Origin of the sequence: Pseudomonas sp. HAR-UPW-AIA-41, assembly GCF_002304225.1 — a bacterium.
In the GTDB taxonomy this organism is placed as follows: Bacteria; Pseudomonadota; Gammaproteobacteria; order Pseudomonadales; family Pseudomonadaceae; genus Aquipseudomonas.
Map to the genome: position 1 here is coordinate 114,446 of NZ_NSLB01000007.1, position 25,478 is coordinate 139,923.

Annotated in this window: 28 protein-coding genes; 16 read left to right on the forward strand and 12 right to left on the reverse strand. The window is 64.5% G+C overall.

The window, feature by feature from the left end; all coding sequences use genetic code 11:
- Positions 1-52: 52 nt before the first annotated feature.
- Positions 53-586, reverse strand: a complete 534-nt coding sequence (locus CK486_RS14235; protein ID WP_095941016.1) for a gamma carbonic anhydrase family protein — start codon at positions 584-586, stop codon at positions 53-55.
- 89 nt (positions 587-675) lie between these two features.
- On the opposite strand from CK486_RS14235, the gene prlC reads away from it, so the two are divergent.
- The 3 genes from prlC to CK486_RS14250 all read left to right on the forward strand — a co-directional run bounded on the left by prlC (position 676) and on the right by CK486_RS14250 (position 4,233).
- The gene (prlC, locus tag CK486_RS14240; protein ID WP_095940969.1) at positions 676-2,718 is read left to right on the forward strand and encodes an oligopeptidase A; all 2,043 of its coding nucleotides are present in this window, start codon (positions 676-678) and stop codon (positions 2,716-2,718) included.
- Complete coding sequence (locus CK486_RS14245; RefSeq protein ID WP_095940970.1) at positions 2,715-2,972, forward strand: YheV family putative zinc ribbon protein; 258 nt, start codon at positions 2,715-2,717, stop codon at positions 2,970-2,972. Before prlC ends, CK486_RS14245 begins: the two co-directional genes overlap by 4 nt.
- Before the next feature lie 202 nt (positions 2,973-3,174).
- The gene (locus CK486_RS14250; RefSeq protein WP_095940971.1) at positions 3,175-4,233 is read left to right on the forward strand and encodes a PA0069 family radical SAM protein; all 1,059 of its coding nucleotides are present in this window, start codon (positions 3,175-3,177) and stop codon (positions 4,231-4,233) included.
- A gap of 10 nt (positions 4,234-4,243) precedes the next feature.
- Here the strand turns inward: CK486_RS14250 and CK486_RS14255 are convergent, their stop codons facing one another.
- Entirely contained in the window at positions 4,244-4,894 is a 651-nt protein-coding gene (locus CK486_RS14255; protein WP_095940972.1) for a hypothetical protein, read from the reverse strand.
- A 373-nt stretch (positions 4,895-5,267) separates the two neighbouring features.
- Here CK486_RS14255 and coxB point away from each other — a divergent pair, with 373 nt between their 5' ends.
- Genes coxB through CK486_RS14275 form a run of 4 tightly spaced genes read left to right on the forward strand, consistent with a single transcriptional unit; the run spans position 5,268 to position 9,443 of the window.
- On the forward strand, positions 5,268-6,392 hold the full coding sequence (coxB, locus tag CK486_RS14260; RefSeq protein ID WP_095940973.1) for a cytochrome c oxidase subunit II: 1,125 nt from the start codon (positions 5,268-5,270) through the stop codon (positions 6,390-6,392).
- A 5-nt stretch (positions 6,393-6,397) separates the two neighbouring features.
- Positions 6,398-7,981, forward strand: coding sequence for a cytochrome c oxidase subunit I (ctaD, locus tag CK486_RS14265; RefSeq protein WP_095940974.1), 1,584 nt, complete (start codon positions 6,398-6,400; stop codon positions 7,979-7,981).
- A gap of 12 nt (positions 7,982-7,993) precedes the next feature.
- Positions 7,994-8,542: a cytochrome c oxidase assembly protein gene (locus tag CK486_RS14270; protein WP_095940975.1), complete on the forward strand. Its 549-nt coding sequence runs from the start codon at positions 7,994-7,996 to the stop codon at positions 8,540-8,542.
- A gap of 13 nt (positions 8,543-8,555) precedes the next feature.
- Entirely contained in the window at positions 8,556-9,443 is an 888-nt protein-coding gene (locus CK486_RS14275; RefSeq protein ID WP_095940976.1) for a cytochrome c oxidase subunit 3, read from the forward strand.
- A gap of 8 nt (positions 9,444-9,451) precedes the next feature.
- Here the strand turns inward: CK486_RS14275 and CK486_RS14280 are convergent, their stop codons facing one another.
- On the reverse strand, positions 9,452-9,655 hold the full coding sequence (locus CK486_RS14280; RefSeq protein ID WP_095940977.1) for a twin transmembrane helix small protein: 204 nt from the start codon (positions 9,653-9,655) through the stop codon (positions 9,452-9,454).
- A 76-nt stretch (positions 9,656-9,731) separates the two neighbouring features.
- Here CK486_RS14280 and CK486_RS14285 point away from each other — a divergent pair, with 76 nt between their 5' ends.
- From CK486_RS14285 to CK486_RS14305, 5 genes are read left to right on the forward strand one after another with little or no spacing between them, the layout of a single operon-like run.
- Positions 9,732-10,460: an SURF1 family protein gene (locus CK486_RS14285; protein ID WP_095940978.1), complete on the forward strand. Its 729-nt coding sequence runs from the start codon at positions 9,732-9,734 to the stop codon at positions 10,458-10,460.
- Entirely contained in the window at positions 10,429-11,010 is a 582-nt protein-coding gene (locus CK486_RS14290) for a hypothetical protein (RefSeq protein ID WP_256574432.1), read from the forward strand. Before CK486_RS14285 ends, CK486_RS14290 begins: the two co-directional genes overlap by 32 nt.
- A gap of 10 nt (positions 11,011-11,020) precedes the next feature.
- Positions 11,021-12,070 (forward strand): heme A synthase, encoded by a 1,050-nt coding sequence (locus CK486_RS14295; protein ID WP_095940979.1) that lies wholly within the window; start codon positions 11,021-11,023, stop codon positions 12,068-12,070.
- An 18-nt stretch (positions 12,071-12,088) separates the two neighbouring features.
- Positions 12,089-12,988 carry a heme o synthase gene (gene cyoE / locus CK486_RS14300; protein ID WP_095940980.1) on the forward strand — a complete coding sequence of 300 codons (900 nt, stop codon included), beginning with the start codon at positions 12,089-12,091 and terminating at the stop codon, positions 12,986-12,988.
- Positions 12,985-13,623 (forward strand): SCO family protein, encoded by a 639-nt coding sequence (locus CK486_RS14305; RefSeq protein WP_095940981.1) that lies wholly within the window; start codon positions 12,985-12,987, stop codon positions 13,621-13,623. Before cyoE ends, CK486_RS14305 begins: the two co-directional genes overlap by 4 nt.
- Positions 13,624-13,683: 60 nt before the next feature.
- Here CK486_RS14305 and CK486_RS14310 read toward each other — a convergent pair whose 3' ends face one another.
- The 7 genes from CK486_RS14310 to CK486_RS14340 form a co-directional block, all read right to left on the reverse strand.
- Positions 13,684-14,466, reverse strand: coding sequence for a MetQ/NlpA family ABC transporter substrate-binding protein (locus CK486_RS14310; protein WP_095940982.1), 783 nt, complete (start codon positions 14,464-14,466; stop codon positions 13,684-13,686).
- Between the two features lie 66 nt (positions 14,467-14,532).
- On the reverse strand, positions 14,533-15,213 hold the full coding sequence (locus CK486_RS14315; RefSeq protein WP_095940983.1) for a methionine ABC transporter permease: 681 nt from the start codon (positions 15,211-15,213) through the stop codon (positions 14,533-14,535).
- Positions 15,210-16,217 carry a methionine ABC transporter ATP-binding protein gene (locus tag CK486_RS14320; RefSeq protein ID WP_095940984.1) on the reverse strand — a complete coding sequence of 336 codons (1,008 nt, stop codon included), beginning with the start codon at positions 16,215-16,217 and terminating at the stop codon, positions 15,210-15,212. The genes CK486_RS14315 and CK486_RS14320 overlap by 4 nt, the downstream gene beginning before the upstream one ends.
- 241 nt (positions 16,218-16,458) lie before the next feature.
- On the reverse strand, positions 16,459-17,328 hold the full coding sequence (locus CK486_RS14325) for a hypothetical protein (protein WP_141248913.1): 870 nt from the start codon (positions 17,326-17,328) through the stop codon (positions 16,459-16,461).
- A 101-nt stretch (positions 17,329-17,429) separates the two neighbouring features.
- Positions 17,430-18,218, reverse strand: a complete 789-nt coding sequence (gene znuB, locus CK486_RS14330) for a zinc ABC transporter permease subunit ZnuB (RefSeq protein WP_095940986.1) — start codon at positions 18,216-18,218, stop codon at positions 17,430-17,432.
- A gap of 2 nt (positions 18,219-18,220) precedes the next feature.
- Complete coding sequence (znuC, locus tag CK486_RS14335; RefSeq protein ID WP_095940987.1) at positions 18,221-19,012, reverse strand: zinc ABC transporter ATP-binding protein ZnuC; 792 nt, start codon at positions 19,010-19,012, stop codon at positions 18,221-18,223.
- Complete coding sequence (locus CK486_RS14340) at positions 19,009-19,509, reverse strand: Fur family transcriptional regulator (RefSeq protein ID WP_095940988.1); 501 nt, start codon at positions 19,507-19,509, stop codon at positions 19,009-19,011. Before CK486_RS14340 ends, znuC begins: the two co-directional genes overlap by 4 nt.
- A gap of 92 nt (positions 19,510-19,601) precedes the next feature.
- Between CK486_RS14340 and znuA the strand changes: the two genes are divergently transcribed.
- The 3 genes from znuA to CK486_RS14355 all read left to right on the forward strand — a co-directional run bounded on the left by znuA (position 19,602) and on the right by CK486_RS14355 (position 21,263).
- On the forward strand, positions 19,602-20,537 hold the full coding sequence (gene znuA / locus CK486_RS14345; RefSeq protein ID WP_095940989.1) for a zinc ABC transporter substrate-binding protein ZnuA: 936 nt from the start codon (positions 19,602-19,604) through the stop codon (positions 20,535-20,537).
- A 9-nt stretch (positions 20,538-20,546) separates the two neighbouring features.
- Positions 20,547-20,876 (forward strand): hypothetical protein, encoded by a 330-nt coding sequence (locus CK486_RS14350; protein ID WP_095940990.1) that lies wholly within the window; start codon positions 20,547-20,549, stop codon positions 20,874-20,876.
- Positions 20,877-20,969: 93 nt separating this feature from the next.
- Positions 20,970-21,263, forward strand: coding sequence for a hypothetical protein (locus CK486_RS14355; RefSeq protein ID WP_141248914.1), 294 nt, complete (start codon positions 20,970-20,972; stop codon positions 21,261-21,263).
- On the opposite strand, the gene CK486_RS14360 is transcribed toward CK486_RS14355, so the two are convergent.
- Together CK486_RS14360 and CK486_RS14365 are read right to left on the reverse strand one after the other, a co-directional pair.
- Positions 21,264-22,217 carry a homoserine kinase gene (locus CK486_RS14360; RefSeq protein ID WP_095940992.1) on the reverse strand — a complete coding sequence of 318 codons (954 nt, stop codon included), beginning with the start codon at positions 22,215-22,217 and terminating at the stop codon, positions 21,264-21,266.
- A 6-nt stretch (positions 22,218-22,223) separates the two neighbouring features.
- The gene (locus tag CK486_RS14365; RefSeq protein WP_095940993.1) at positions 22,224-22,505 is read right to left on the reverse strand and encodes a DUF2782 domain-containing protein; all 282 of its coding nucleotides are present in this window, start codon (positions 22,503-22,505) and stop codon (positions 22,224-22,226) included.
- A gap of 73 nt (positions 22,506-22,578) precedes the next feature.
- On the opposite strand from CK486_RS14365, the gene polA reads away from it, so the two are divergent.
- Complete coding sequence (polA, locus tag CK486_RS14370) at positions 22,579-25,392, forward strand: DNA polymerase I (RefSeq protein WP_095940994.1); 2,814 nt, start codon at positions 22,579-22,581, stop codon at positions 25,390-25,392.
- Positions 25,393-25,478 lie beyond the last annotated feature (86 nt).

The window sequence follows — 25,478 nt, forward strand, 5'->3', positions numbered from 1 at the left end:
AGCAAGCGTAGAACAAGAATCTTGTTTGCCTAGTCAACAAGATTGCCGCAGATCATCCTTGGTGGCGGTAGCTGTCCTTGAGGCGCACGTAGTTGGCGGCGCTGTAGGTGAAGAAGGCTTTTTCCTTCTCGCTCAGCGGGCGGGCCTGCTTCACCGGGCTGCCCACATACAGATAGCCGCTGTGCAGGGTCTTGCCGGGTGGCACCAGGCTGCCGGCGCCGAGCACCACGTCGTCTTCGATCACGGCACCGTCCATGACGATGGCGCCCATGCCGATCAGCACCCGGTTGCCCACGCTGCAGCCGTGCAGCAGTGCCTTGTGGCCGATGGTCACATCATCGCCGATGGTCAGCGGCCAGCCGTCGGCATTGAAGGGGCCAGCGTGGGTGATGTGCAGCACGCTGCCATCCTGCACGCTGCTGCGCTGACCAATCCTGATCCGGTGCATATCGCCGCGGATCACCGCGAGCGGCCACACCGAGCTGTCGTCGCCAAGGCTGACATCGCCGATGACCACGGCCGAGTCGTCGATGAACACCCGCTCGCCGAGCCGGGGTGTCATGTCCTGAAAAGGTCTAATGGCCACGATAGCGATCTCCAAAGGAAGGTAGGCGGTCGATTGTAATAAGATGCGCGCATCCGGCGCTGCCGCGCCCATCCGTATAAGGTGCCACCGTGAGCAATCCGCTGCTGCAAGATTTCGACCTGCCACCCTATTCCCAGATCAAGGCCGAGCATGTCGAGCCGGCGATCGACCAGATCCTCGCCGACAACCGTGCCGCCATCGCTGCGCTGCTGGAAACCCAGCAGAGCAACCCGAGCTGGAGTGGTCTGGTGCTGGCGCTGGATGAGCTGAATGCGCGCCTGGGTCGTGCCTGGAGCCCGGTCAGCCACCTCAATGCCGTGTGCAACAGCGCCGAGCTGCGCGCCGCGTACGAGGCCTGCCTGCCCAAGCTGTCCGAATTCTGGACCGAGATGGGTCAGAACAAACCGCTGTTCGAGGCTTATGAGGCGCTGGCCAAGAGTCCGGCCGCTACCGGCTTCGAGGTGGCGCAGAAGACCATTCTCGAGCACGCCCTGCGCGACTTCCGCCTGTCCGGTATCGACCTGCCACCGGCCGAGCAGCAACGCTACGGCGAGATCCAGATGAAGCTGTCGGAGCTGACCAGCCGTTTCTCCAACCAGTTGCTCGACGCCACTCAGGCCTGGACCAAGCACATCACCGATGAATCCCAGCTCGCTGGCCTGCCGGACTCGGCCAAGGCACAGATGGCGCAGGCCGCCAGGGCCAAGGAGCTGGACGGCTGGCTGATCAGTCTGGAGTTCCCCAGCTACTACGCGGTGATGACCTACGCCGACGACCGTGCCCTGCGCGAGGAGCTGTACGCCGCCTACTGCACCCGTGCCTCCGATCAGGGGCCGAACGCCGGCCAGTTCGACAATGGCCCGCTGATGGAGCAGATCCTCGACCTGCGTCAGGAACTGGCCCGCCTGCTTGGTTTTGCCCACTACGGCGAGCTGAGCCTGGCCAGCAAGATGGCCGAAAATACCGAGCAGGTGCTGCACTTCCTGCGCGATCTGGCCGTGCGCAGCAAGCCCTTTGCCCAGCGCGACCTGCAGGAGCTCAAAGCCTTTGCCGCGGAGCAGGGTTGCGCCGATCTGCAGAGCTGGGATGTCGGTTACTACAGCGAGAAGCTGCGCCAGCAGCGTTACAGCATCTCCCAGGAGCAGGTGCGCGCCTGGTTCCCCATCGACAAGGTGCTGTCCGGCCTGTTTGCCATCGTGCAGAAGCTCTACGGCATCGAGATCACCGAGCTGCAGGGCTTCGACAGCTGGCACCCGGATGTGCGCCTGTTCGAGATCCGCGAGAACGGCCAGCATGTCGGCCGCTTCTTCTTCGACCTCTACGCCCGCGCCAACAAGCGCGGCGGTGCCTGGATGGACGGCGCCCGCGACAAGCGCCGCTCGGCCTCTGGCGAGCTGATCAGTCCGGTGGCCAATCTGGTGTGCAACTTCACCCCAGCGGTGGAAGGCCAGCCGGCACTGCTCACCCACGACGAGGTCACCACCCTGTTCCACGAGTTCGGCCACGGCCTGCACCATCTGCTGACCCGCATCGAGCATGCGGGCGTGTCCGGCATCAACGGCGTGGCCTGGGATGCGGTGGAGCTGCCCAGCCAGTTCATGGAGAACTGGTGCTGGGAGCCGGAAGGTCTGGCGCTGATCTCCGGCCATTTCGAGAGCGGCGAGCCGCTGCCCAAGGACCTGCTGGACAAGATGCTGGCGGCGAAGAACTTCCAGTCCGGCCTGATGATGGTGCGTCAGCTGGAGTTCTCGCTGTTCGACTTCGAGCTGCACGCCACCCATGGCGATGGTCGCAGCGTGCTGGAGGTGCTGGAAGGCATCCGCGATGAAGTGGCGGTGATCCGTCCGCCGGCCTTCAACCGCTTCGCCAACAGCTTCGCGCACATCTTCGCCGGCGGTTACGCGGCCGGTTACTACAGCTACAAGTGGGCCGAGGTGCTTTCCGCCGATGCCTTCTCGCTGTTCGAGGAGCAGGGTGTGCTCAACCCCGAAACCGGCCGTGCCTTCCGCGAGGCCATTCTGGCCCGTGGCGGCTCGCAGGAAGCCATGCGCCTGTTCGTCGACTTCCGTGGCCGCGAGCCGTCCATTGATGCGCTGCTGCGCCACAGTGGTCTGAGTGAGGAGGCAGCATGAGCCAGCCGAAGAAGCGTTTCATCGCCGGCGCCGTGTGCCCGGCCTGCAGCGAGATGGACAAGATCCAGATGTGGGATGTGGATGGCGTGCCGCACCGTGAATGCGTGGCCTGCGGCTTCTCCGATACCCTGGATGCCCAAGGCAACTCGGTGCCGCGCGAGATCCCGACCCGGGTCAACAAGGCTGCTGCCAAGCCGGCGGCGCCCAAGGGACAGACGGTGCAGTTCTTCCCCAATCCCAAACTGAAAAAATAGCAGGGAGCTATTTTTAACGTCGCACAGCGACGGCCCAGTGGGTGGCTGCCGAGGATGGCAGGCCATAAAAAATGGCCGGTCGCTGTTTTTAACCTATCCCGCCGCCTGGCCCGTTGGGTCGGTGGTGGGGTGTTGCATGGATTGAACTGTCGCTCTCGATAAATAACTGTATATTTAAACAGTATTTTGTCGAGGGCTGCCCATGTCCGTTTCCCTGCCGCCGCGCGGTCGCGGCACCGCCAGCAATCCGCACAACCGCTTTGCCGCCCAGCACATCATCGCCAGCGACGACGGCTGGTATCAGGAAGTACCGCCCAGTCGCGCCACCGAGGTGCGGGTGGAGACGGCCAAGACCATCATCACCCGCAACCAGTCACCGGACCTGCCCTTCGACCGCTCGCTCAATCCCTACCGGGGTTGTGAGCACGGTTGTATCTACTGCTATGCGCGGCCTAGCCACGCTTACTGGGACCTGTCGCCGGGGCTGGATTTCGAGACCCGCCTGATTGCCAAGACCAATGCTCCGGCCCTGCTGGAACAGCAGCTGAGCAAGCCGGGCTATGTGCCGGCGCCGATCAACTTGGGTGCCAATACCGACCCCTACCAGCCCGTCGAGCGCCAGCAGCAACTGACCCGGCGCTGTCTGGAGGTGCTGCTTCGCTACCGCCATCCTGTCACCATCGTCACCAAGGGCGCGCTGATCCTGCGCGACCTCGACCTACTGAGCGAGCTGGCCGAGCATCATCTGCTGCGGGTCTATATCAGCCTGACCACCCTGGATGACGAGTTGAAACGCATCCTCGAACCCCGCGCCGCTGCACCCACCGCGCGGCTGCGCAGCATCCGTGTGCTGCGTGGCGCCGGGGTGCCGGTGGGCGTGCTCTGTTCGCCGATGATCCCGCAGATCAACGACTGCGAGCTGGAGGCCCTGCTGGAGGCGGCGCGCAAGGCCGGAGCGCAGTCGGCGCGCTACATGCTGTTGCGTTTGCCGCGTGAGGTGGCTCCGCTGTTCGAGGAATGGCTGCAGGCGCATTACCCGCAGCGCGTGGCCCATGTGCTCAGTCTGATTCGCCAGAGCCGGGGTGGTGAGTTGTACGACAGCCGCTTTGGCGCGCGTTTTACCGGCGAAGGGGTCTTTGCTGAGCTGCTCCAGCAGCGTTTTGCCGTGGCCTGCAAGCGGCTGGGGCTGAACCGCCACCCGGAGCCGGAGCTGGACTGCAGCGCCTTCGCGCCGCCGGGTGGTCAGCTGTCGCTGCTTTAGGCCGCGAGTGTCAGGCGCGCTGGCGATTGAGCTGCAGTTCGACGCCCAGTTCGCGCGACAGGCAGGGCCAGCGCTTCCAGGCCGACACCGTGTGCGGGTTGGACAGGCGTTCCCGGTAGGCCTGCACCGAGGCCCGCTGGAAGATGGCCTCGTTGAGCAGGCCGTCGACGGCATGGTGCACCGCCTCGTCGAGCTGATTGGCAAAGGGCTCGCCGATCAGCTGATGGGCGATCAGGTTGGCCATGGTGGTATCCAGCGGAATCAGCACCTGGCCGAGGTGGTTGATGTAGCGGTCGTTGACCTCTTCGACCAGACGATGGGCCAGGTAGGCCTCGTCGAGCAGGGCATCCAGGCCCTGATGGCCGCTGAGCAGGGCCGGCGGCTGGAGGAAGAAGGTTTCTGCCACTTTCAGCACCGGCAGGATCTGTTCGCGAATGCCGGCTTCCTCAGCCACGCTGGCGGCGGCATCGAGCATCTCCGGGACCTGATCGATATAGGCTGCGACGAAGCGCGCCATCACGGTCAGGGCATCCTCGTCCGGCAGTTGAATGGCCGGATGCAGACGCTCCAGCTGGGTTTCCAGCTGTTGCCGCAGCAGGCCGCTGACAGCTTCCTGCTGGTGAGCGTGCTGGATCAGGGAACGTAGAGCAGCGGTATTCATGACGGCTCCTGCACAAGGACATGACGGAAAGATGAAGAAAACAAGAAGACCTTAGTCGCTCTCCATTTAAGACTAAGAATTAATCCTCATAAGACAAAATTTTTTCCAAAGTTGAACGACCTCAAACGTGATGGAAATCTTTCTACGCCTAGTGCGGCGAGGGTTTCAGGATTTCTTACAGGCGTTTGAGGAAAAAATTGCTAGCTGCGGCGCCCTGTCGCAGGGTCTGTCTATACTCCCCTTCGATGGGCTTTACCTGGAACCCCGATTGAGTGCTCCGTGAGAGTACGGCGATTCTGGTCAGTGGTAGTGGGCTGCCGTTCCCGCGCGCGACTCAAGTCGGCGACAAAACAAGAACAATGGGGAACTCGCGATGATGCGACATCCACGTGTATGGATGGCTTCACTGCTATGCCTTGCGTTTTCACCTGCCCATGCCGAGTGGGCAGTCAACATGTCACCCGGCGCCACCGAAGTCAGCCGCTCCGTCTTCGATCTGCACATGACCATTTTCTGGATCTGTGTGGTTATCGGTGTGGTGGTGTTCGGCATCATGTTCTGGTCGATGCTGATTCACCGCCGCGCCAGCGGCCAGCAACCGGCCCACTTCCATGAAAGCACCACGGTGGAGATCCTGTGGACCATCGTGCCGCTGGTGATTCTGGTGGTGATGGCGATACCGGCGACCAAGACCCTGATCGACATCTACGACACCAGCGAATCGGAACTGGATATCCAGATCACCGGTTATCAGTGGAAATGGCACTACAAGTACCTGGGTCAGGAAGTGGAGTTTTTCAGCAACCTGGCCACGCCCAGCGCGCAGATCCACAACCAGTCGGCCAAGGATGAGCATTACCTGCTGGAAGTCGACCAGCCGCTGGTCATTCCGGTGGGCACCAAGGTGCGCTTTCTGGTTACTGCTGCCGACGTGATCCACTCCTGGTGGGTGCCGGCGCTGGCGGTGAAGAAGGATGCCATCCCCGGCTTCGTCAACGAATCCTGGACGCGTATCGACACGCCCGGCATCTACCGTGGCCAGTGCACCGAGCTGTGCGGCAAGGATCACGGCTTCATGCCGGTGGTGGTCGAGGTCAAGTCGAAGGAAGACTTCGCCAAGTGGTTGACCGAGCGCAAGCAGGTGGCTCTGGCCGAGAAGGAGCTGACCAGCAAGGTCTGGACCCTCGACGAGCTGATGGTGCGAGGTGAGAAGGCCTACCAGACCAACTGCGCTTCCTGCCACCAGCCCACCGGCGAAGGCCTGCCGCCAATGTTCCCGCCACTCAAGGGTTCGAAGATCGCCACCGGCCCCGCGGAAGGGCATATCGGCATCGTCGTCAACGGCAAGGCGGGTACCGCCATGGCGGCGTTCGGCAAGCAGCTGTCGGAGGTCGACATTGCCGCGATCATCACCTACGAACGCAATGCCTGGGGCAACAAGGTGGGTGACATGGTCACGCCCAAGGACATCGTCGCGTTCAAAAAGGCGCAGGAGTAACGGACATGAGTGCAGTGATCGATCACGGTCATACTGACCACCATCATGGCCCGGCCAAGGGCCTCATGCGCTGGGTGCTGACCACCAACCACAAGGACATCGGCACGATGTACCTGTGGTTCAGCTTTGCCATGTTCCTGCTCGGCGGGTCCATGGCCATGGTGATCCGCGCCGAGCTGTTCCAGCCCGGCCTGCAGATCGTGCAGCCGGAGTTCTTCAACCAGATGACCACCATGCACGGCCTGATCATGGTCTTCGGCGCGGTGATGCCAGCCTTCGTCGGCCTGGCCAACTGGATGATCCCGCTGATGATCGGCGCGCCGGACATGGCCCTGCCGCGGATGAACAACTTCAGCTTCTGGTTGTTGCCGGCCGCCTTCGGCATGCTGGTCAGCACCCTGTTCAGCGAAGGCGGCGGGCCCAACTTCGGCTGGACCTTCTACGCGCCGCTGTCGACCACCTACGCGCCGGAATCGGTGACCTTCTTCATCTTCGCTGTGCACCTGATGGGCATCAGCTCGATCATGGGCGCGATCAACGTGGTCGCCACCATCCTCAACCTGCGTGCCCCCGGCATGACCCTGATGAAGATGCCGCTGTTCGTCTGGACCTGGCTGATCACCGCCTTCCTGCTGATCGCGGTGATGCCGGTGCTGGCCGGTTGCGTGACCATGATGCTGATGGACATCCACTTCGGTACCAGCTTCTTCAACGCCGCCGGTGGCGGTGACCCGGTGCTGTTCCAGCATGTGTTCTGGTTCTTCGGCCACCCCGAGGTATACATCATGATCCTGCCGGCCTTCGGTGCCGTCAGCTCGATCATCCCGGCCTTCGCGCGCAAGCCGCTGTTCGGCTACACCTCGATGGTCTATGCGACCGCGAGCATTGCCTTCCTGTCGTTCATCGTCTGGGCGCACCACATGTTCACCGTGGGTATTCCTCTCACGGGCGAGCTGTTCTTCATGTATGCCACCATGCTGATCGCCGTGCCGACCGGGGTGAAGGTGTTCAACTGGGTGTCGACCATGTGGCAGGGTTCGATGACCTTCGAGGCACCCATGCTGTTTGCCGTGGCCTTCGTCATCCTGTTCACCATCGGCGGTTTCTCCGGGCTGATGCTGGCCATCGCCCCGGCGGACTTCCAGTACCACGACACCTACTTCGTGGTGGCGCACTTCCACTACGTGCTGGTGCCGGGGGCGATCTTCGGCATCTTCGCCTCGGCCTACTACTGGCTGCCGAAGTGGACCGGGCACATGTACGACGAGACTTTGGCCAAGCTGCATTTCTGGATGAGCTTCATCGGTATGAACCTGGCGTTCTTCCCGATGCACTTCGTCGGCCTGGCCGGCATGCCGCGCCGTATTCCCGACTACAACCTGCAGTTCGCCGACTTCAACATGGTGTCGTCGGTGGGCGCCTTCACCTTCGGGGCGACCCAGTTCCTCTTCCTGTTCATCGTCATCAAGTGCATCCGTGGCGGCAAGCCAGCCCCGGCCAAGCCCTGGGATGGTGCCGAGGGGCTGGAGTGGACCGTGCCTTCACCGGCGCCTTACCACACCTTCAGCACACCGCCGGATGTGAAGTAGGGAGGCGCGGCCATGGCCCAGGGCATGAGCACCCGCCAACTGATCCAGCGCCTGTTGCTGCTGGTGCTGGTGATGTTCGGCTTCGGCTTTGCTCTGGTGCCGATCTACGAGGTCATGTGCCAGGCCTTCGGCATCAACGGCAAGACAGCCGGAGCCTATCAGGGTGAGCAGACGGTGGATGAGGCGCGCCAGGTGCGTGTGCAGTTCCTCGCTACCAATGCCGCCGGCATGGTCTGGGAGTTTCAGCCACTGGCCGATGAGGTCGCGGTGCATCCGGGGGCGGTGAGCGAGATGCGTTTTGTCGCCTTCAACCCCACGGACAAGCCGATGACCGCGCAGGCTATTCCCAGCGTGGCGCCGTCCAAGGCCGCGGCCTTCTTCCACAAGACCGAATGTTTCTGCTTTACCCAGCAGGTGCTGCAACCGGGTGAGCGCATCGAGATGCCGGTGCGTTTCATCGTCGACCGCGACCTGCCTGCGGATGTACGCCACCTGACGCTGGCCTACACCCTGTTCGATATCACTGCGCGGAAACCGCCTGTCCCCGTGGCAGGACGATAAGGAGAAGCATGCTATGTCGACTCACGAGCAGTACTACGTTCCCGCCCAGAGCAAGTGGCCGATCATCGCCACCTTGGGCCTGCTGTTTTCCGTCTACGGTCTGGGCACCTGGTTCAACGACCTCAAGGCCGACCGCGCCGAATCCAACGGCCCGCTGATCTTTTTCATCGGCGGTCTGTTCCTCGCCTACATGCTGTTCGGCTGGTTCGGCAACGTGATCCGCGAGAGCCGTGGCGGCCTGTACAGCGCGCAGATGGACCGCTCGTTCCGCTGGGGCATGAGCTGGTTCATCTTCTCTGAGGTGATGTTCTTCGCCGCCTTCTTCGGGGCCCTGTTCTATGTGCGCACCTTCGCCGGGCCGTGGCTGGGTGGTGAGGGCGCCAAGGGCATTGCCGAGATGCTCTGGCCGAACTTCGATTACACCTGGCCGCTGCTCAATACCCCCGATCCGAAGCTGTATCCGGCGCCCAAGGGCATCATTGATCCGTGGCACCTGCCGCTGATCAACACCATCCTGCTGGTCACCTCCAGCTTCACCGTGACCTTCGCCCACCATGCGCTGAAGAAGAACAATCGCACGGCGCTCAAGGCCTGGCTGGCGCTGACCGTGCTGCTGGGCGTGGCCTTCCTGGTGCTGCAGGTCGAGGAGTATGTGCACGCCTACACCGAGCTGGGCCTGACCCTCGGTTCGGGCATCTACGGCGCCACCTTCTTCATGCTTACCGGTTTCCACGGTGCCCACGTGACGCTCGGCGCGATCATCCTCACGGTGATGCTGATCCGCGTGCTCAAGGGGCATTTCACGGCGGATCAGCACTTTGGTTTCGAGGCGGCCAGCTGGTACTGGCACTTCGTCGATGTGGTCTGGCTGGGGCTTTTCGTCTTTGTCTATGTGCTCTGAGCGAGGGCTTACCAGGTGGCGTGGCTGATCAGTTGGCCGCTGTAGAAGCCCCAGGTGATCAGCGCCAGGGTGATGGTGGTAAGGCACACGCGCACCGTCAGGGCATTGACCAGCCGGGAGCCCTGACCGGCATCGCGGACCAGAAACACCAGGCCACTGAACAGGCTGATCACGGTGGCCAGCAGCATCAGGACAATCGCCAGCTTGAGCATGGTGGTGACTCCGGGGGAAGGACATGCGGGTAAACGGCAGTATAGGCGGTGGCACGCAGCAGCCAGGGGTGCTGGCATGAAAGGCTTTCGTCCCGGCCTGGCGCCGACCGTGCTGGTACTGCTGTTGCTGCCGCTGCTGGTCGGCCTTGGCGTCTGGCAGCTGCAACGCGCCGAGGAAAAGCGCCAGTTGCTCGCCGCCGAGGCGCTGCAGCGCGAGGCGTCGGCCCAGCCACTTAGCCAGCTGGAAGAGCTGGCCAACCCGGCGTTCCGCCAGGTGCGTCTGCATGGTCGTTTTGACGACCGGCATGCGCTGCTGCTGGACAGTCGCATCCGCCACGGTCAGGTGGGTGTCGAGTTGCTGCAACCTTTCTATGATCAGGCCAGCGGCCTGTGGCTGCTGGTCAATCGCGGCTGGCTGCCGTGGCCTGATCGCCGCCAGACGGTGCAGTTCAGCACGCCCGATCAGGAGCTGGACCTGACCGCCTGGGTCTACCGCTCGCCGGGTGAGCCCCTGCAGCTGTCGGCCACGCCCTCGCGCGACTGGCCGCGGCTGATCAACCGCGTCGAGGCGCGTGCTCTGTGGAGTGAACTGGGGCGCGCCGGCTGGCCCTATGAACTGCGCCTGAATCCCGGTCCGGCTGCGTATGCAGTGGACTGGCCCATCGTTGCCATGGGCCCGGAAAAACACCTCGGCTATGCCTTGCAGTGGTTTGCCCTGGCTCTGGCTCTCACCCTTCTCTATGGCTATCTCGGCTGGCGCCGAGCGCAGGAGCTTGTCCATGTCGCACAGTCTGACCCTGTCTGAATCCTCCACGCCGCGGGTGGGCCGCGGGCGTCTGCAGTTGCTGCTGATCCTGGCGGTGGTGATCGGTCCGATGCTGCTGGCCTCGGCCATGTACTACTGGCGCTTCTGGGTGCCGGAAGGGCGCAGCTACCACGGCGAGCTGATCGGCGGCGCTCTGAGCCGGGCCGATCTGGGCCTGCCGGCGCTGGAGGAAAAACGCTGGCAGCTGCTGGTCACGGCACCGGGTGAGTGCGCGGCCGATTGCCAGCGGCTGGTCTACCTGGCGCGGCAGATTCATATCGGTCTGGGGCGTGAGGCATCGCGCGGCGCTCATGCGCTGGCCAGCGGGCAGATTCCGGCGGATTTCGCCGTCCAGCTGGAACGGGAATACCCGCAGCTGCAGCGCTTCAGTCTGGAGCCCGGTCGCTACCCGGCCGAGCGGAGTCAGGCCGCCCAGCTGTGGATCGTCGATCCCCACGGCAACCTGGTGCTGCGCTATGACGCCGATGCCAACGGCAAGCAGGTGCTGACCGACCTGCGTTTGCTGCTCAAGCTCTCCAATATCGGCTGAGGAGTCTGCCATGGCCAAACCGGGATTCCGACTGGCGCTCTTTGCCACGCTGCTGGCGGCTGTGGTGGTGCTGCTGGGCGCCTACACCCGCCTGACTCACGCCGGCCTCGGCTGTCCGGACTGGCCGGGCTGCTACGGTTTCATCGGCGTGCCGATGAGCGAGCACAAGCAGGCTCTGGCCGAGGCGCGTTTCCCCGAGGCGCCGGTGGAGGTTGAGAAAGGCTGGAACGAGATGGTCCACCGCTATTTCGCCGGCAGTCTCGGCCTGGCCATCCTTGGTCTGGCGGTTCAGGCGCTGCGCCGGCGTGGCGAACCCGGTCAGCCGCTGAAGCTGCCGTTGCTGCTGCTAGGCGTGGTGGTGTTGCAGGCTGCCTTCGGCATGTGGACGGTGACCCTCAAGCTCTGGCCGCAGGTGGTTACCGCGCACCTGCTGGGCGGTTTCACCACGTTGGCGCTGTTGTTTCTCCTCACCCTGCGTCTGTCCGGCGCCTGCCCGCTGCTGCCGGTCATTTCCACCCGTCTGCGGGCGCTGGCGGCGCTGGCGCTGGCGCTGGTCGTCGGGCAGATCGCTCTGGGTGGCTGGGTCAGCTCCAACTACGCGGCGGTGGCCTGCGTCGACCTGCCCACCTGTCATGGCCAGTGGTGGCCGGCGATGGATTTTGCCAACGGCTTTCACCTGACCCAGCACATCGGGCCCAACTACCTCGGTGGTCAGCTCGACAGCGATGCGCGCACCGCAATCCACATGAGTCACCGGCTTGGCGCCCTGCTGGTCACGCTGGTTCTGCTGCTGCTGGCCTGGCGTCTGCGGGCTGCCGGGCAGGGCCGGCTGGCCGCTGTGCTGCTGGTGGCGCTGGGCATCCAGATCAGCCTGGGCATCAGCAATGTGCTGCTGCATCTGCCGCTGGCGGTCGCGGTGGCGCACAACGCCGGCGGTGCCAGCCTGCTTCTGGTGCTGGTGCTGATCAACTACCGCCTGCGCGGCGTTGCAGCGGTCGCGGGCGCTGCCCGTGTACCCGTCGCCCCGGTTGCCGCCGGCCTGGTTCAGGCTGGCAAATAATCATAAGGAGAGACCCTCATGGCTACTCTGCTGCAAACCCGTCAGGAGCCTGCCAGCTGGCGCGACTATCTTGAACTGACCAAGCCGCGTGTGGTGCTGCTGATGCTGATCACATCCCTGGTCGGCATGTTCCTCGCCACCCGCGCCGGCGTGCCTTGGACGGTACTGCTGTTCGGCAATCTCGGCATCGGCCTGTGTGCCGGTGCGGCGGCAGCAGTCAACCATGTGGTGGACCGGCGTATCGACTCGATTATGGCGCGCACTTACAAGCGGCCGGTCACCGCTGGCCGGGTTTCGCCGGCAGCCGCCCTGCTCTTTGCTGCCGTGCTGGCGCTGCTGGGGCTGGTTCTGCTGCTGACCTTTACTAACGAGCTGGCCGCCTGGCTGACCCTGGCCTCGCTGCTCGGTTATGCGGTGCTCTATACCGGCTTTCTCAAGCGCGCCACGCCGCAGAACATCGTGATTGGCGGGCTGGCCGGTGCGGCGCCGCCGCTGCTGGGCTGGGTGGCGGTCACCGGCCATCTCAGTGCCGAGCCGCTTTTGCTGGTGCTGATCATCTTCGCCTGGACGCCGCCGCACTTCTGGGCGCTGGCCATCCACCGCAAGGCCGAATACGCCAAGGCCGATATCCCCATGCTTCCGGTGACTCACGGTGAGGACTACACCAAGCTGCACATCCTGCTGTACACCCTGATCATGTTTGCGGTGACGCTGCTGCCCTATGCCATCCACATGAGCGGTGCGCTCTATCTCGTTTGTGCGCTCCTGCTCGGCGGGCGCTTCCTGCACTGGGCCTGGGTGCTGTACCGTGACAGCCAACCGCACGCGGCGATCAACACCTTCAAGTACAGTATCTGGTACCTGTTTCTCCTGTTCATCGCCCTGCTTGCCGATCACTACCTGTTGTTGAACCTATGACCTCAATTCAGAAAACCGTTGTTGTTCTCGCGGCCCTGGTGGCCATCGTTCTCGGCCTTACCGTGCATAAAGTCCTTGGCAGCAAGGGCGACGGGCTGGACAAGGCAGCCCTGCTGGATGCCGGCATCATTCTCCTGCCGCAGAGCCGTGAGCTGCCGGAGCTGACACTGACCAACGTCGACGGCCAGCCGCAGGCGTTGTCCAGCCTCAAGGGCAAGTGGACTCTGGTGTTCTTCGGCTACACCTTCTGCCCGGACATCTGCCCGACCACCCTGGCCCAGCTGCGCCAGCTCAACAGCCAGCTGCCGGCCGAAACGCGCAGTCAGCTGCAGATCCTCATGGTCAGCCTCGACCCGCACCGCGATACCCCGGAGAAACTCAAGCAGTACCTTGGCTTTTTCGACCCGGCCTACCTGGGTCTGACCGGGCCGCTGGCGGATATCCAGAAATTGGCCAACGCGGTGAGCATCCCCTTCATTCCGGGCGATACCAGCAAGGAAAACTACACCGTCGACCACAGCGGTAACCTCGTGCTGCTGGGTCCCGACGGGCGTCAGCGCGGCTTCATCCGCGCGCCGCTGAAGAATGAGAAGCTCAAGGTGCAGCTACCACAGGTAATCAAGCCCGAGGCCTGATTGCCGGATACGAAAAAGCCCGCTCAATGAGCGGGCTTTTTTGTTGCGTCCAGGTGGCGATCAGAACGCCGGCACCACGGCGCCCTGGTACTTCTCGGTGATGAAACTCTTCACTTCGGCGCTGTTGAGGGCCTTGGCCAGCTTCTGCAGGGCCGCATCGTCCTTGCGCTCGGCGCGTACCACCAGAATGTTGACGTAAGGCGAGTCGCTGCCTTCGATGGCCAGAGCATCCTTGGTCGGGTTGAGCTTGGCTTCCAGCGCATAGTTGGTGTTGATCAGGGCCAGGTCGACCTGATTCAGCACGCGCGGCAGGGTGGCGGCTTCCAGCTCGCGGATCTTCAGGTTCTTCGGGTTATCGGCAATGTCTTTAACCGTGGCGGTGATGCCGGCATCGGGCTTGAGGCTGATCAGGCCGGTCTTCTGCAGCAGGAGCAGGGCGCGGCCGCCGTTGGTGGCGTCATTGGGGATCACCACCTGAGCGCCTTCGCTGAGCTCGGCGAGGTTCTTGATCTTGCTCGAATAGGCGCCGAAGGGTTCGACGTGTACGCCGGCGATGTTGACCAGCTCGGTACCGCGGCTCTTGTTGAACTCATCCAGGTACGGCTGGTGCTGGAAGAAGTTGGCGTCCAGACGCTCTTCGGCCACCTGCACGTTGGGTTGCACGTAATCGGTGAAGACCTTGATCTTCAGCTCGACCCCTTCCTTGGCCAGTGCCGGTTTGACGAATTCGAGGATTTCCGCGTGCGGTACGGCGGTGGCCGCCACGCTGAGGCTATCAGCGGCTTGGGCGGCAGCGCTGGTCAGGGCCGCCGCAGTGGCGAGGGCAGTCAGCAGTTTCTTCATGGTTCAACTCCTTGTGGGATTTTGGCGCGGGGTCCGGCGGGTAGCCGGTCGCCCGCTGTTCTCGGATTACTTGCGGGAAAAGCGCACCACCAGCTTGTCGCCGGCGGTTTGCAGAATCTGTACAAGGACCAGCAGCAGGATCACGGTCACGGCCATGACATCCGGCTGGTAGCGCTGGTAGCCGTAGCGCACGGCGAGATCACCGAGGCCGCCGCCACCGATCAGGCCGCTCATGGCGGTGTAGGAGACCAGGGTGATGGCGGTGACCGTCACTGCTGCGATCAGGCCCGGCAGGGCCTCCGGCAGCAGAGCGCGGGTGATGATCTGCCAGGTGCTGGCGCCCATGGCCTGCATGGCCTCGAGGATGCCGCGGTCGACCTCGCGCAGGGCGGTTTCCACCAGGCGGGCGAAGAACGGCGTGGCCCCGACCACCAGTGGCGGGATGGCGCCGGCCACGCCCAGCGAGGTGCCGGTGATCAGTACGGTCAGCGGAATCATCAGGATCAGCAGGATCACGAAAGGCACGGAACGCAGCACGTTGACCAGCAGCGACAGCACGGCATACAGCGCGCGCTGTTCCAGCAACTGACGTGGCCCGGTGAGAAACAGCAGCACACCGAGCGGCAGGCCCAGCAGCACGGTAAACAGGGTGGCGCCGCCGAGCATGTTGAGGGTGTCTAGGCCGGCATAACCGATCTCCTGCCAGTCGACGTTGGGCAGCCAGCTGGCCAGCAGGGACTCGATCATCGCAGCACCTCCAGATGCACGTCGGCCGCCCGGAAGCGGGCCATGGCGGCGTCCAGATCGCCGCCGGTCAGGGCCAGGGTCAGCTGGCCGTAGGGGGTGTCCTTGATGCGGTCGATGCGCCCGGCCAGGATGCTGTAGTCCACCCCGGTTTCGCGCGCCACGGTGCCGAGCAGCGGAGCGTAGGTGGCCTCGCCGCGGAAGGTCAGGCGCAGGATGCGGCCCTGTACGTGGGCGAAGTCGTCACGTTGTTCTTCTTCGTCGAGCTGCTCGTCTTCCTGCACGAAGCGGCGGGTGGTCGGGTGCTGCGGATGCAGAAACACATCAGCCACCGGGCCCTGCTCGACGATCACGCCGCCATCCATTACCGCCACCTGATCGCAGACGCGGCGGATCACGTCCATCTCGTGGGTGATCAGCACGATGGTCAGGCCCAGCTCGCGGTTGATCTCGGCCAGCAGCTGCAGGACCTGACCGGTGGTTTGCGGGTCCAGAGCGCTGGTGGCTTCGTCACACAGCAGGATCTTCGGTTCGGTGGCCAGGGCGCGGGCAATGCCGACGCGTTGCTTCTGGCCGCCGGACAGTTGCGCCGGGTACTTGTCGGCGTGCTCGGCCAGACCCACGCGTTGCAGCAGCTGGCTGACCCGGCTGGCGATCTCGCTGCTGCCGAGTTCACCGGCCAGCTGCAGCGGCAGGGCCACGTTGGCGGCCACGGTTTTCGAGGCGAGCAGGTTGAAGTGCTGGAAGATCATCCCGACCTGCTGGCGAAAGCGCCGCAGGCCCTGGGCGTCGAGGGCGGTGATGTCTTCGCCGTCGATGACGATACGGCCGCCGCTGGGCTCTTCGAGGCGATTGATCAGGCGCAGCAGGGTACTTTTGCCGGCGCCGGAGTGGCCGATCAGGCCGAACACCTGGCCGGCTTCGATGCGCAGATCACAGGGTTGCAGGGCGGTGATGGTGCGGCCCTGGACCGGGTAGGCCTTGTGCACCTGGTGGAATTCGATCACGGATCAACCTTTTGGGTCTGGGTTTCAGGTGCCGGCGGGATTGGCCGGAACCCACTGCGCGCAGGCAGTACTCGCGCCGGTTGGGCGCGGGCGGCAGTGTACCTGCGGGGCTTTAGGTCGGAAAAAACTTTGTGGCTCTATGGTTATAACCAAAGGCCGGGATCCTGACCGCCTGCTCCAGTTTAGCTGCAGAAAGCACAAGACCGGGCATGACCCGGTCTTGTGTCTGGCGGGATGGGCGTCAGGACTTGGGTTGCGGGCTCAGCTGCAGGTTAGGCTCCTGATCCGCCGCCAGTTGCTGACTGATCTGCAGCTTGAACGCCGGATCGAGCTTTTTCACCCGGGCCGACAGCAGGGCGGCGACGAAGGGGTAATCCTTGGCTTCGCGCACCTGGACCTGCACTGCGCAGCGGAAGGTCACCACGTCGGCGGCAGCCTTGTCCATCAGGGCTCGCAGGGCGTCGCGGTCCTGGGTGTCGAGCATCGGCAGGGCAATCCGGCTCTGGCTGGCCCTGGGATCGATCAGCTGGGCCTGCGGCTTGGCCGCCGCTTTGGCGGCAGCCTCCGCAGCCAGTCGCTGCTGCTCGGCTTTGGCCTGAGCGGCCTTGGCAGCGGCTGCCTGGCGCTGGGCTGCCAGTTGCTGCTGGCGTGCCTGTTCGGCGCGAGCGGCGGCAGCCTTCTGCTCGGCGGCCTGACGCTCAGCCGCGAGCTGGGCAGCCTGCTTGGCCTTGGCCTGCTCGATGGACTGTTGCAGGGCGGCAGTCTTGGGGTTGTTCGGCAACAGGCGCTGGGCCTGCTGAGCGGCCTGCTGGGCGGCGGCCAGATCACCCTGGCGGGCGGCCTGTTCGCCCTGCTTCAGGTAGCCGTCGCTGAGCTGGCGCTGCGCCTGCTCCAGTCGGGTGTCGCCGGCCAGGCGCTGCTTGAGGGCGTTGAGCTGGCTTTCCGCCTGACTCATCTGGCCCTGGGCCAGGCTCTGTTCCAGCTGCTTGAGCGCCTGCACATCGGGGTCGACCGGCAGGTTGGCTTCCCGGTAGTCGTCGGCATGAACGCTGGCGGCACTCAGCAGGCTGGCGAGTGCGAATGAGAAAAGGTGAAGGCGCGTCGACTGCATGAAAGAGCGAACCTGTGAGAGGGGGCGAAAAGAATCGATCAGCGTTGAATGGCCGGCGTTGTCGAAACAATCTGCCGGCATCATTCACGAATTTCCGAATCTTACCCTTTTCGCCTTGGCAGGAGAAAGCTGAGCAGGAACAGCGCCGCCGCACAGACTACGATTGAGGGGCCGGCTGGGGTGTCCTTGAACCAGGACAGCGTCAGCCCGCCACACACCGCCAGCAGGCCGAGGACACTGGCACCGCCGGCCATCTGTTCCGGGGTACGCGCATGGCGCTGCGCCGCGGCAGCCGGAATGATCAGCAGCGAGGTGATCAGCAGTACGCCGACGATCTTCATGGCCACGGCGATAACCACGGCGATCAAAAGCATCAGACCAAGCCGGATGGCGGCCACCGGCAGGCCTTCGACCCGTGCCAGTTCCTCATGCACGGTGATGGCCAGCAGCGGTCGCCAGAGCAGAGTGAGGGCCACCAGTACGGCGGCGCTGCCGGCGAGAATCCAGTACAGGTCGCTGCGGCTGACCGCCAGCAGGTCGCCGAACAGGTAGCTCATCAGGTCGATGCGCACTTCCGGCATGAAGCTCAGGGTCACCAGGCCGAGGGACAGCGAGCTGTGCGCGAGGATGCCCAGCAGCGTGTCGGAGGCCAGTGGCTGGCGCTGTTGCAGGGTCACCAGCAGCACGGCCAGCAGCACGCAGCCGAGGGTGACCGCCAGGGTCGGGCTGATATCCAGCAGCAGGCCGAGGGCCACGCCGAGCAGCGCCGAGTGCGACAGAGTATCGCCGAAGTAGGCCATGCGCCGCCAGACCACGAAGGAGCCGAGGGGGCCGGCGACCAGCGCCAGGGCCAGGCCGGCGAGCAGGGCGTGGAGCAGAAAATCAGGCATGGTCAGTGTTTGCAGTTCGGGCCGTGGACATGCGCCGGGCCGTGGATGGTCAGCCCGGCGGGGCTGATCACCGCGCCGTGCAGGTCGTGGCTGTGGTCGTGATGGTGGTGGTAGATCGCCAGGCTCTGGGCATCCTGACCGAACAGCTCGACGAAGGCCGGATCACCACTGACCTGCTCGGGATGCCCGGAGCAGCAGACATGGCGGTTCAGGCACACCACCTGGTCGGTGGTGCTCATCACCAGATGCAGGTCGTGGGAGACCATCAGCACGCCGCAGCCATGCCGGTCGCGCAACTCGGTGATCAGGCGATAGAGCTCGGCCTGCCCCGCGACATCGACACCCTGCACGGGCTCGTCCAGTACCAGCAGTTCCGGCTCGCGCAACAGGGCGCGGGCCAGCAGCACGCGCTGCAGTTCGCCGCCGGAGATGTTCTGCAGCGGACTGTCGATGACCTGTTCGGCACCGACTTCGGCCAGCGCCGTCAGTGCTGCGGCGCGGTCGACGCCGGGAACCAGGCGGAGGAAGCGCAGCACCGACAGCGGCAGGGTCGGATCGACCGTCAGCTTCTGCGGCATGTAGCCGATGCGCAACTTCGGCTTGCGCCACACCGAGCCACTGTCGGGCTTGAGCAGGCCGAGCACGACACGCACCAAGGTGGTCTTGCCGGCACCGTTGGGGCCGATCAGGGTGACGATTTCCCCGGCATTCACGGCCAGTTGCACGTTCTCCAGCACGCTTTCCTGACGAAAGCCGACGCTGACCTGCTGCAGGCGAATCAGTGGCTCGCTCATGCCGTCCCCCGGCACTGGGCGCACAGGCCGAGCACTTCCACGGTCTGTGATTCCACGATGAAACCGAGGCTGTTGGCGCTGGCCTGAACTGCGGCATCGATGGCGCTGTGCTCCAGTTCCACGGCGGCATGGCACTGGCGGCAGATGAGGAACTGGCCCTGATGGACTTCGCCGGGATGGTTGCAGCCGATGAAGGCGTTGAGCGAGGCAATGCGGTGCACCAGACCCTGCTCGAGGAGGAAGTCCAGAGCCCGGTAGACCGTCGGCGGCGCGGCCTTGCGGCCATCCTCCTCGCTCAGCACGGCGAGGATGTCGTAGGCCCCCAGCGGCTTGTGGCTCTGCCAGACCAGCTCCAGCACGCGCTTGCGCAGGGCTGTCAGGCGGACTCCCTGAGCCAGGCACAGGCTTTCCGCGGTGCCCAGCGCCTGACTGACGCAGTGCGAGTGATCGTGCGGACGGCAGGCCAGCGGCGCCTTGCCGGTAAAGGGTTTGAGCATGGGGATTCTCTCGGCGCGGTGTGCGGCGCGGGACGAAACTGTGACAGAACGTTATTATATTACTTTCCGTTCAAGCCGTGGTTTCTCCCGTGATGCGTTCCGTTGTGCTCCTGCTGGCGCTGTGCAGCAGCCTTGCTTTTCCCCAGTTGGCCCGTGCCGAGGTTCAGCTGCTGGCCAGTATCAAACCCCTGCAGCTGATTGCCGCCGCGGTGCAGGATGGCGTTGGTCAGCCTGCCGTGCTGTTGCCGCCGGGGGCTTCGCCGCACCGCTTTGCTCTGCGTCCGTCGGACATTCGCCGGCTGCGTGAGGCCAGCCTGTTCTACTGGGTCGGGCCGGATCTGGAGGGCTTTCTGAGCAAGCCACTGGCTGCGCGCGAAGGGCAGAGTGTGGCGCTGCAGAGCCTGCCGGGACTGACCCTGCGCCACTTTGGTGAAAGTGCCGAGGAGCATGCCGGTCACGCCGATGAGCATGAGCATTCATCCGAGCATGACCACGATCATCGTCCCGGCAGCATTGATGTACACCTGTGGCTGCTGTCGGCCAATGCCCGCCTGATAGCGGCTCGCATGGCGGCTGACCTGGCTGCTATCGACCCGGCCAATGCCTCCCGTTACCAGGCCAACCTGACTGCGTTCGAGGTGCGTTTGAAGCAGCTTGATCAGCGCCTGCAAAAGCGTCTGGCGCCGTTGGCCGGCAAGCCGTTCTTCGTCTTCCACGAAACCTACGACTATTTCGAGCAGGCCTACGGGCTGCGTCATGCCGGCGTTTTCAGCCTGGGTAGCGAGGTGCAGCCGGGCGCGCGGCATGTGGCGGCGATGCGTGAACAGCTCAAGGCGGCCGGCCCGAGTTGCGTGTTCAGCGAGCCGCCGCTGCAGCCACGTCTGGCGCAGACCCTCAGCGAAGGCCTGCCGGTCCAGCTGGCGGAGCTGGATGCACTGGGCAGTGAGGTAGCGCTGGGGCCGCAGGGTTACGAGCAGTTGCTCGAAGGCCTGGCCGAGACGCTGGCCGGGTGTCTGCAAGGCGACTGAGGGCGCGTGATGACGGGCAAGGGATGGCTCAAAGGCTTCGCCGTGCTGGGGCTCTGCTCCGCCACGGCGTTGCTGGGGTATGGGCTGGCGCGTTGGCAGAGTGGTGCGCTGGATGTGCTGTGTGCTGGTAATTTCGAGGACTACCGCACGCGCATAGCACTCACCGACGCGCGCGGCGTGCACATTCCCGCCGATACCCTGCTGCGGGTGCGCTTCTGCGAGTACAACGCTCAGGCACGTCTGGAAGTACTGATCGACAAGGCCGAGTTTCCCGAGCTGCAGCCCGCGCCTGAAGCGGTTGGGGCACGCTGGCATTACGGCGTGCAGCCTGCGCCCTGAGGCCTGAAAAAACTGCTCATAGATTGTCGCTGGCCAGCGTTTTCACCTGCGCTGATCATGTGCTCCACGTTAAACATCGTCGGAGTACAGAGCATGCGGACTATTCCATCTTTCATGGCCTTCGCCGCCGGTGCAGGACTGCTGCTGACCCTGAGCGGCTGCGATCAAGTGGAGCAATCGGCGCAGCAACTGCTTGAGCAAACCGAGGAAGTCGCCAAGGAAAAGGCCCGTGAAGTCGTGAGCGAAACCGTCGATCAGCTCAACCAGAGCGTCGATGAGGCTCAGCAGTCGGCCAATGAGTTGCTCAAACCGGAAACACCACCGGCCCCTGAAGCGCCCGCCAAGGACGAACCGCCCCTGCCCCCGGCCGGGCAGATGGAGAGCTGATTACAGCGCCAGTGGCAGTGACGGCGCAGGCTGTTCGCGGCGCAGCTGCAGGCGCTGCTGGAATTCGGCCGGAGGTTTGATCTGCACCCCAGGCTGCGCCGGCTGGCTGGCGGCGATCAACCGCGACAGCCAGAAACGCAGACAGGCCACGCGCAGCATCAGCGGCCAGGCACTGGCCTCGGCGCGGGTAAACGGCCGCAGCGCCGCATAGGCGCCCAGCAGGGCCTGGGTCAGGTGCGGGTCGAGGCCGTCCTGTTCATCCAGACACCAGTCGTTCAGGGCAATCGCCAGGTCGTAGAGCATCGGGCCGGAACAGGCGTTGTAGAAGTCGATCACCCCGGACAGGTGATTGCCATCGAACAGCGCGTTGTCGCGGAACAGATCCGCGTGCAGGTTGGCGCGTGGCAGCTGCGGCAGGTGAGCGCTCAGCTCGCGGGCATCCTCCAGAGCCAGACGCAGCAGCTGCAGAGCGTCGCCCTCCAGCTGCATGGCCTGCAGCGGGCCTTCTTCCAGCATCCATGCCAGGCCACGATCACTGGCCCGCTCCAGGGGTTCGCGCTGGGTCGTGGTGTGCAGGCGCGCCAGCCAGCGGCCGATCTCAGCGCAGTGCTGGGCGTTGGGCTGCAGCACGTGTTTGCCGGGCAGGCGCGGCTGCAGCAGGGCCGGCTTATCCGCCAGCTGGCGCAGGGTTTCCCCCTGCGTGGTGGCGATGGCGAAGGGAACCGGCAGCTGCGCCTGATGCAGGCGTTCAAGCAGTTGCAGGAAGAACGGCAGGTCGGCCAGCGGGCCGCGCTCGATCAGGGTCAGGACGAACTCGCCCTGCTCCAGGCTGATGAAGTAGTTGCTGTTCTCCACGCCGGCGGCGATGCCCTGGAAATCCAGCAGGCGTCCCAGCCCGTAGGGGGCGAGGAACGCCTCCAGCTCGGCGCGCTCAAGCGGGGTGAACACCGACATGGCCGTTTACCAGCTGTAGATTTCCCAGGAAGGAATCAGCATGTCCGGCTTGTCCGAGCGCATCCAGTGTTCGGCGCCATCGGCACGCACCAGGAAGTACGGTTTGCCGACCTTGGGCACGACCTTGATGGCATAGAGGAAACCGTTCACCCGGTATTCCTGGATGGTCTTGTCGCCTTCCTGGCGGATGGTCACATCCGGCTCTGCGCTGGGCGCATCCTCGGCCAGCAGGGGCAGTGGGCTGAGGGCCAGCAGGCTGGCGAGCATCAGGCGGGGAAGTGTGCGCATGGTAACCTTGTCCCTTTCTCTGGTTGGTGGGTTCATTCTAGCGCCCGCCCCTGGCAAAAGGTTGATTCCGAGCATGTCAAATGCACCTCTGGTCCTGGTCGACGGTTCGTCCTACCTGTACCGCGCCTTCCACGCCCTGCCGCCGCTGAACACCTCCACCGGTCTGCCGACCGGTGCGGTGAAGGGCGTGCTGAACATGCTGAAAAGCCTGCGCAAGCAGTACCCTAAGAGCCCGTTCGCGGTGGTCTTCGATGCCAAGGGGCCGACCTTCCGCGATGCCATGTTCGAGCACTACAAGGCCAACCGCCCGCCGATGCCGGACGAGCTGCGCCTGCAGGTCGAGCCGCTGCACGCGGCGGTCAAGGCGCTGGGCTACCCGCTGCTGTGCGTCGAGGGCGTCGAGGCCGATGACGTGATCGGTACCCTCGCCCGCCAGGCCGCCGGCGAGGGGCGTGATGTGGTGATTTCCACCGGCGACAAGGACATGGCCCAGCTGGTCTGTCCGCACGTCACCCTGGTCAACACCATGACCGGCAGTGTCTACGACATCGAGGGGGTCAAGGCCAAGTTCGGGGTCGGCCCGGAACTGATCATCGACTACCTGGCGCTGATGGGCGACAAGGTCGACAACATCCCTGGCGTGCCGGGCGTCGGCGAGAAGACCGCGCTGGGCCTGCTGGTCGGTCTGGGCGGCGGTCTCGATGTGCTCTATGCCAGTCTCGACAAGGTTGCCGAGCTGCCGATCCGTGGTGCCAAGACCCTCGGCGCCAAGCTCGCCGAGCACAAGGAGATGGCCTACCTGTCCTACGAGCTGGCCACCATCAAGACCGATGTAGCGCTGAACATCGTGATCGACAGCCTGCACCCCGGCGAGCAGGACACGCCGGCGCTGGCCGAGCTGTACCGTACGCTGGAGTTCCGCAGCTGGCTGGATACCCTGCCGCGCGAGAGCAGAAGCGTGGCGGCGCCGAGTGCGCCGCAGCCGGCCGGGGATCTGTTTGCCGATGCGCCGGGCGAGGTCGTGGCAGAGGTTTCGGCCGAAAGTGCCGCCGAGCCCGTGGCCGTGGCGGAAACCCGCTATGAAACCGTGCTGGATCAGGCCCGCTTCGATGCCTGGCTGGAGAAGCTGCAGGCCGCCGAGCTGATCGCTTTCGACACGGAAACCACCAGCCTCGACCCGCAGCAGGCTCAGGTGGTCGGCGTGTCCTTCGCCGTCAGCGCCCATGAGGCGGCCTATGTGCCGCTGGCGCACAGCTACATGGGCGTGCCGGCGCAGCTCGACCGCGATGCGGTGCTGCGTGCGCTCAAGCCGATTCTCGAAGACCCGGCCAAGGCCAAGGTCGGCCAGCACGCCAAGTACGACATCAATGTACTGGCCAATGCCTCGACGCCGATCAGTGTGCAGGGCGTGGCCTTCGACACCATGCTCGAATCCTATGTGCTCGACTCGACGGCAACTCGCCACGATATGGACAGTCTGGCGCTGAAGTACCTCGATCACAGTACCATCCGTTTCGAGGACATCGCCGGCAAGGGTGCCAAGCAACTGACCTTCGACCAGATCGCTCTGGAGCAGGCCGGGCCCTACGCCGCCGAAGATGCCGATGTGACCCTGCGTCTGCACCAGACCCTGTGGGCCAAGCTGCAGCAGACTCCGGCGCTGGCCAGGGTGCTGCAGGAGATCGAGATGCCGCTGGTGCCGGTGCTGGCGCGCATAGAGCGTCAGGGCGCGCTGGTCGACGCCAGGCTGCTCGGCCAGCACAGTGTCGAGCTGGGTGAGCGCCTGGTCGAGCTGGAGCGCCAGGCCTTCGCCATCGCCGGCGAGGAGTTCAACCTAGGCTCGCCCAAGCAGCTCGGCGCCATTCTTTATGAAAAGCTCGGTCTGCCGATCATCAGCAAGACCGCCACCGGCCAGGCCTCCACCGCCGAAGCGGTGCTGGCCGAACTGGCCGAGCAGGACTACGAGCTGCCCAAGGTGCTGATGCAGTACCGCAGCCTGAGCAAGCTCAAAAGCACCTATACCGACCGCCTGCCGGAACAGATCAACCCGCGCACCGGGCGCATTCACACCAGCTACCATCAGGCGGTCACCGCCACCGGGCGTCTGTCATCCAGCGACCCGAACCTGCAGAACATCCCGATCCGCACCGCCGAGGGCCGGCGCATCCGTCAGGCCTTCGTCGCGCCCAAGGGCTACAAGCTGGTGGCGGCCGACTACTCGCAGATCGAGCTGCGCATCATGGCTCACCTAGCCCAGGACGAAGGGCTGCTGGATGCCTTCCGCCACGGCCGCGACGTGCACAAGGCGACCGCTGCCGAGGTGTTCGGCGTGACCCTGGATGAAGTGACCAGCGACCAGCGCCGCAGCGCCAAGGCGATCAACTTCGGCCTGATCTACGGCATGAGCGCCTTCGGTCTGGCCAAGCAGATCGGCTGTGACCGCAAGCAGGCGCAGGCTTATATCGACGTGTATTTCCACCGCTATCCCGGTGTGCTGGCGTACATGGAGCGCACCCGCGAGCAGGCGTCGCAGCAGGGTTATGTCGAGACCCTGTTCGGCCGCCGCCTGTACCTGCCGGATATCCAGGCGAAGAACCCGGCGCTGCGCAAGGGCGCCGAGCGCACCGCGATCAACGCGCCGATGCAGGGCACCGCGGCGGACATCATGAAGCGGGCGATGGTCGCCGTGGACAGCTGGCTGGGCACCTGCGGGCTGGATGCCAAGGTGATCCTGCAGGTTCACGACGAACTGGTGCTGGAGGTGCGCGAGGATCAGGTCGAGGCGCTCAAGGCCGGCCTGTTGCCGCTGATGAGCGGGGCGGCTGCGCTGGATGTGCCGCTGCTGGTCGAGGCGGGGGTGGGCGATAACTGGGACGAGGCCCACTGATACGTCAGAGTCTGGCCGATTTTCGGTCGGCCAGACTGCTTCGGTAATAAGTGGTTACGTGGTTATCGCAAAGAGATTTTCTGCCA

Bases quoted from the DNA above. Each gene is read 5' to 3' on its own strand.
- CK486_RS14305 (WP_095940981.1), top strand. From the start codon at position 12,985: ATGACCTCAATTCAGAAAACCGTTGTTGTTCTCGCGGCCCTGGTGGCC.
- CK486_RS14280 (WP_095940977.1), bottom strand. From the start codon at position 9,655: ATGCTCAAGCTGGCGATTGTCCTGATGCTGCTGGCCACCGTGATCAGC.
- CK486_RS14340 (WP_095940988.1), bottom strand. From the start codon at position 19,509: ATGCTCAAACCCTTTACCGGCAAGGCGCCGCTGGCCTGCCGTCCGCAC.
- CK486_RS14355 (WP_141248914.1), top strand. From the start codon at position 20,970: ATGCGGACTATTCCATCTTTCATGGCCTTCGCCGCCGGTGCAGGACTG.
- CK486_RS14245 (WP_095940970.1), top strand. From the start codon at position 2,715: ATGAGCCAGCCGAAGAAGCGTTTCATCGCCGGCGCCGTGTGCCCGGCC.
- CK486_RS14365 (WP_095940993.1), bottom strand. From the start codon at position 22,505: ATGCGCACACTTCCCCGCCTGATGCTCGCCAGCCTGCTGGCCCTCAGC.
- CK486_RS14360 (WP_095940992.1), bottom strand. From the start codon at position 22,217: ATGTCGGTGTTCACCCCGCTTGAGCGCGCCGAGCTGGAGGCGTTCCTC.
- coxB (WP_095940973.1), top strand. From the start codon at position 5,268: ATGATGCGACATCCACGTGTATGGATGGCTTCACTGCTATGCCTTGCG.
- CK486_RS14275 (WP_095940976.1), top strand. From the start codon at position 8,556: ATGTCGACTCACGAGCAGTACTACGTTCCCGCCCAGAGCAAGTGGCCG.
- znuB (WP_095940986.1), bottom strand. From the start codon at position 18,218: ATGCCTGATTTTCTGCTCCACGCCCTGCTCGCCGGCCTGGCCCTGGCG.
- CK486_RS14315 (WP_095940983.1), bottom strand. From the start codon at position 15,213: ATGATCGAGTCCCTGCTGGCCAGCTGGCTGCCCAACGTCGACTGGCAG.
- cyoE (WP_095940980.1), top strand. From the start codon at position 12,089: ATGGCTACTCTGCTGCAAACCCGTCAGGAGCCTGCCAGCTGGCGCGAC.
- CK486_RS14255 (WP_095940972.1), bottom strand. From the start codon at position 4,894: ATGAATACCGCTGCTCTACGTTCCCTGATCCAGCACGCTCACCAGCAG.
- CK486_RS14295 (WP_095940979.1), top strand. From the start codon at position 11,021: ATGGCCAAACCGGGATTCCGACTGGCGCTCTTTGCCACGCTGCTGGCG.
- polA (WP_095940994.1), top strand. From the start codon at position 22,579: ATGTCAAATGCACCTCTGGTCCTGGTCGACGGTTCGTCCTACCTGTAC.
- znuA (WP_095940989.1), top strand. From the start codon at position 19,602: ATGCGTTCCGTTGTGCTCCTGCTGGCGCTGTGCAGCAGCCTTGCTTTT.
- CK486_RS14270 (WP_095940975.1), top strand. From the start codon at position 7,994: ATGGCCCAGGGCATGAGCACCCGCCAACTGATCCAGCGCCTGTTGCTG.
- CK486_RS14310 (WP_095940982.1), bottom strand. From the start codon at position 14,466: ATGAAGAAACTGCTGACTGCCCTCGCCACTGCGGCGGCCCTGACCAGC.
- znuC (WP_095940987.1), bottom strand. From the start codon at position 19,012: ATGAGCGAGCCACTGATTCGCCTGCAGCAGGTCAGCGTCGGCTTTCGT.
- CK486_RS14350 (WP_095940990.1), top strand. From the start codon at position 20,547: ATGACGGGCAAGGGATGGCTCAAAGGCTTCGCCGTGCTGGGGCTCTGC.
- ctaD (WP_095940974.1), top strand. From the start codon at position 6,398: ATGAGTGCAGTGATCGATCACGGTCATACTGACCACCATCATGGCCCG.
- CK486_RS14325 (WP_141248913.1), bottom strand. From the start codon at position 17,328: ATGCAGTCGACGCGCCTTCACCTTTTCTCATTCGCACTCGCCAGCCTG.
- CK486_RS14285 (WP_095940978.1), top strand. From the start codon at position 9,732: ATGAAAGGCTTTCGTCCCGGCCTGGCGCCGACCGTGCTGGTACTGCTG.
- CK486_RS14250 (WP_095940971.1), top strand. From the start codon at position 3,175: ATGTCCGTTTCCCTGCCGCCGCGCGGTCGCGGCACCGCCAGCAATCCG.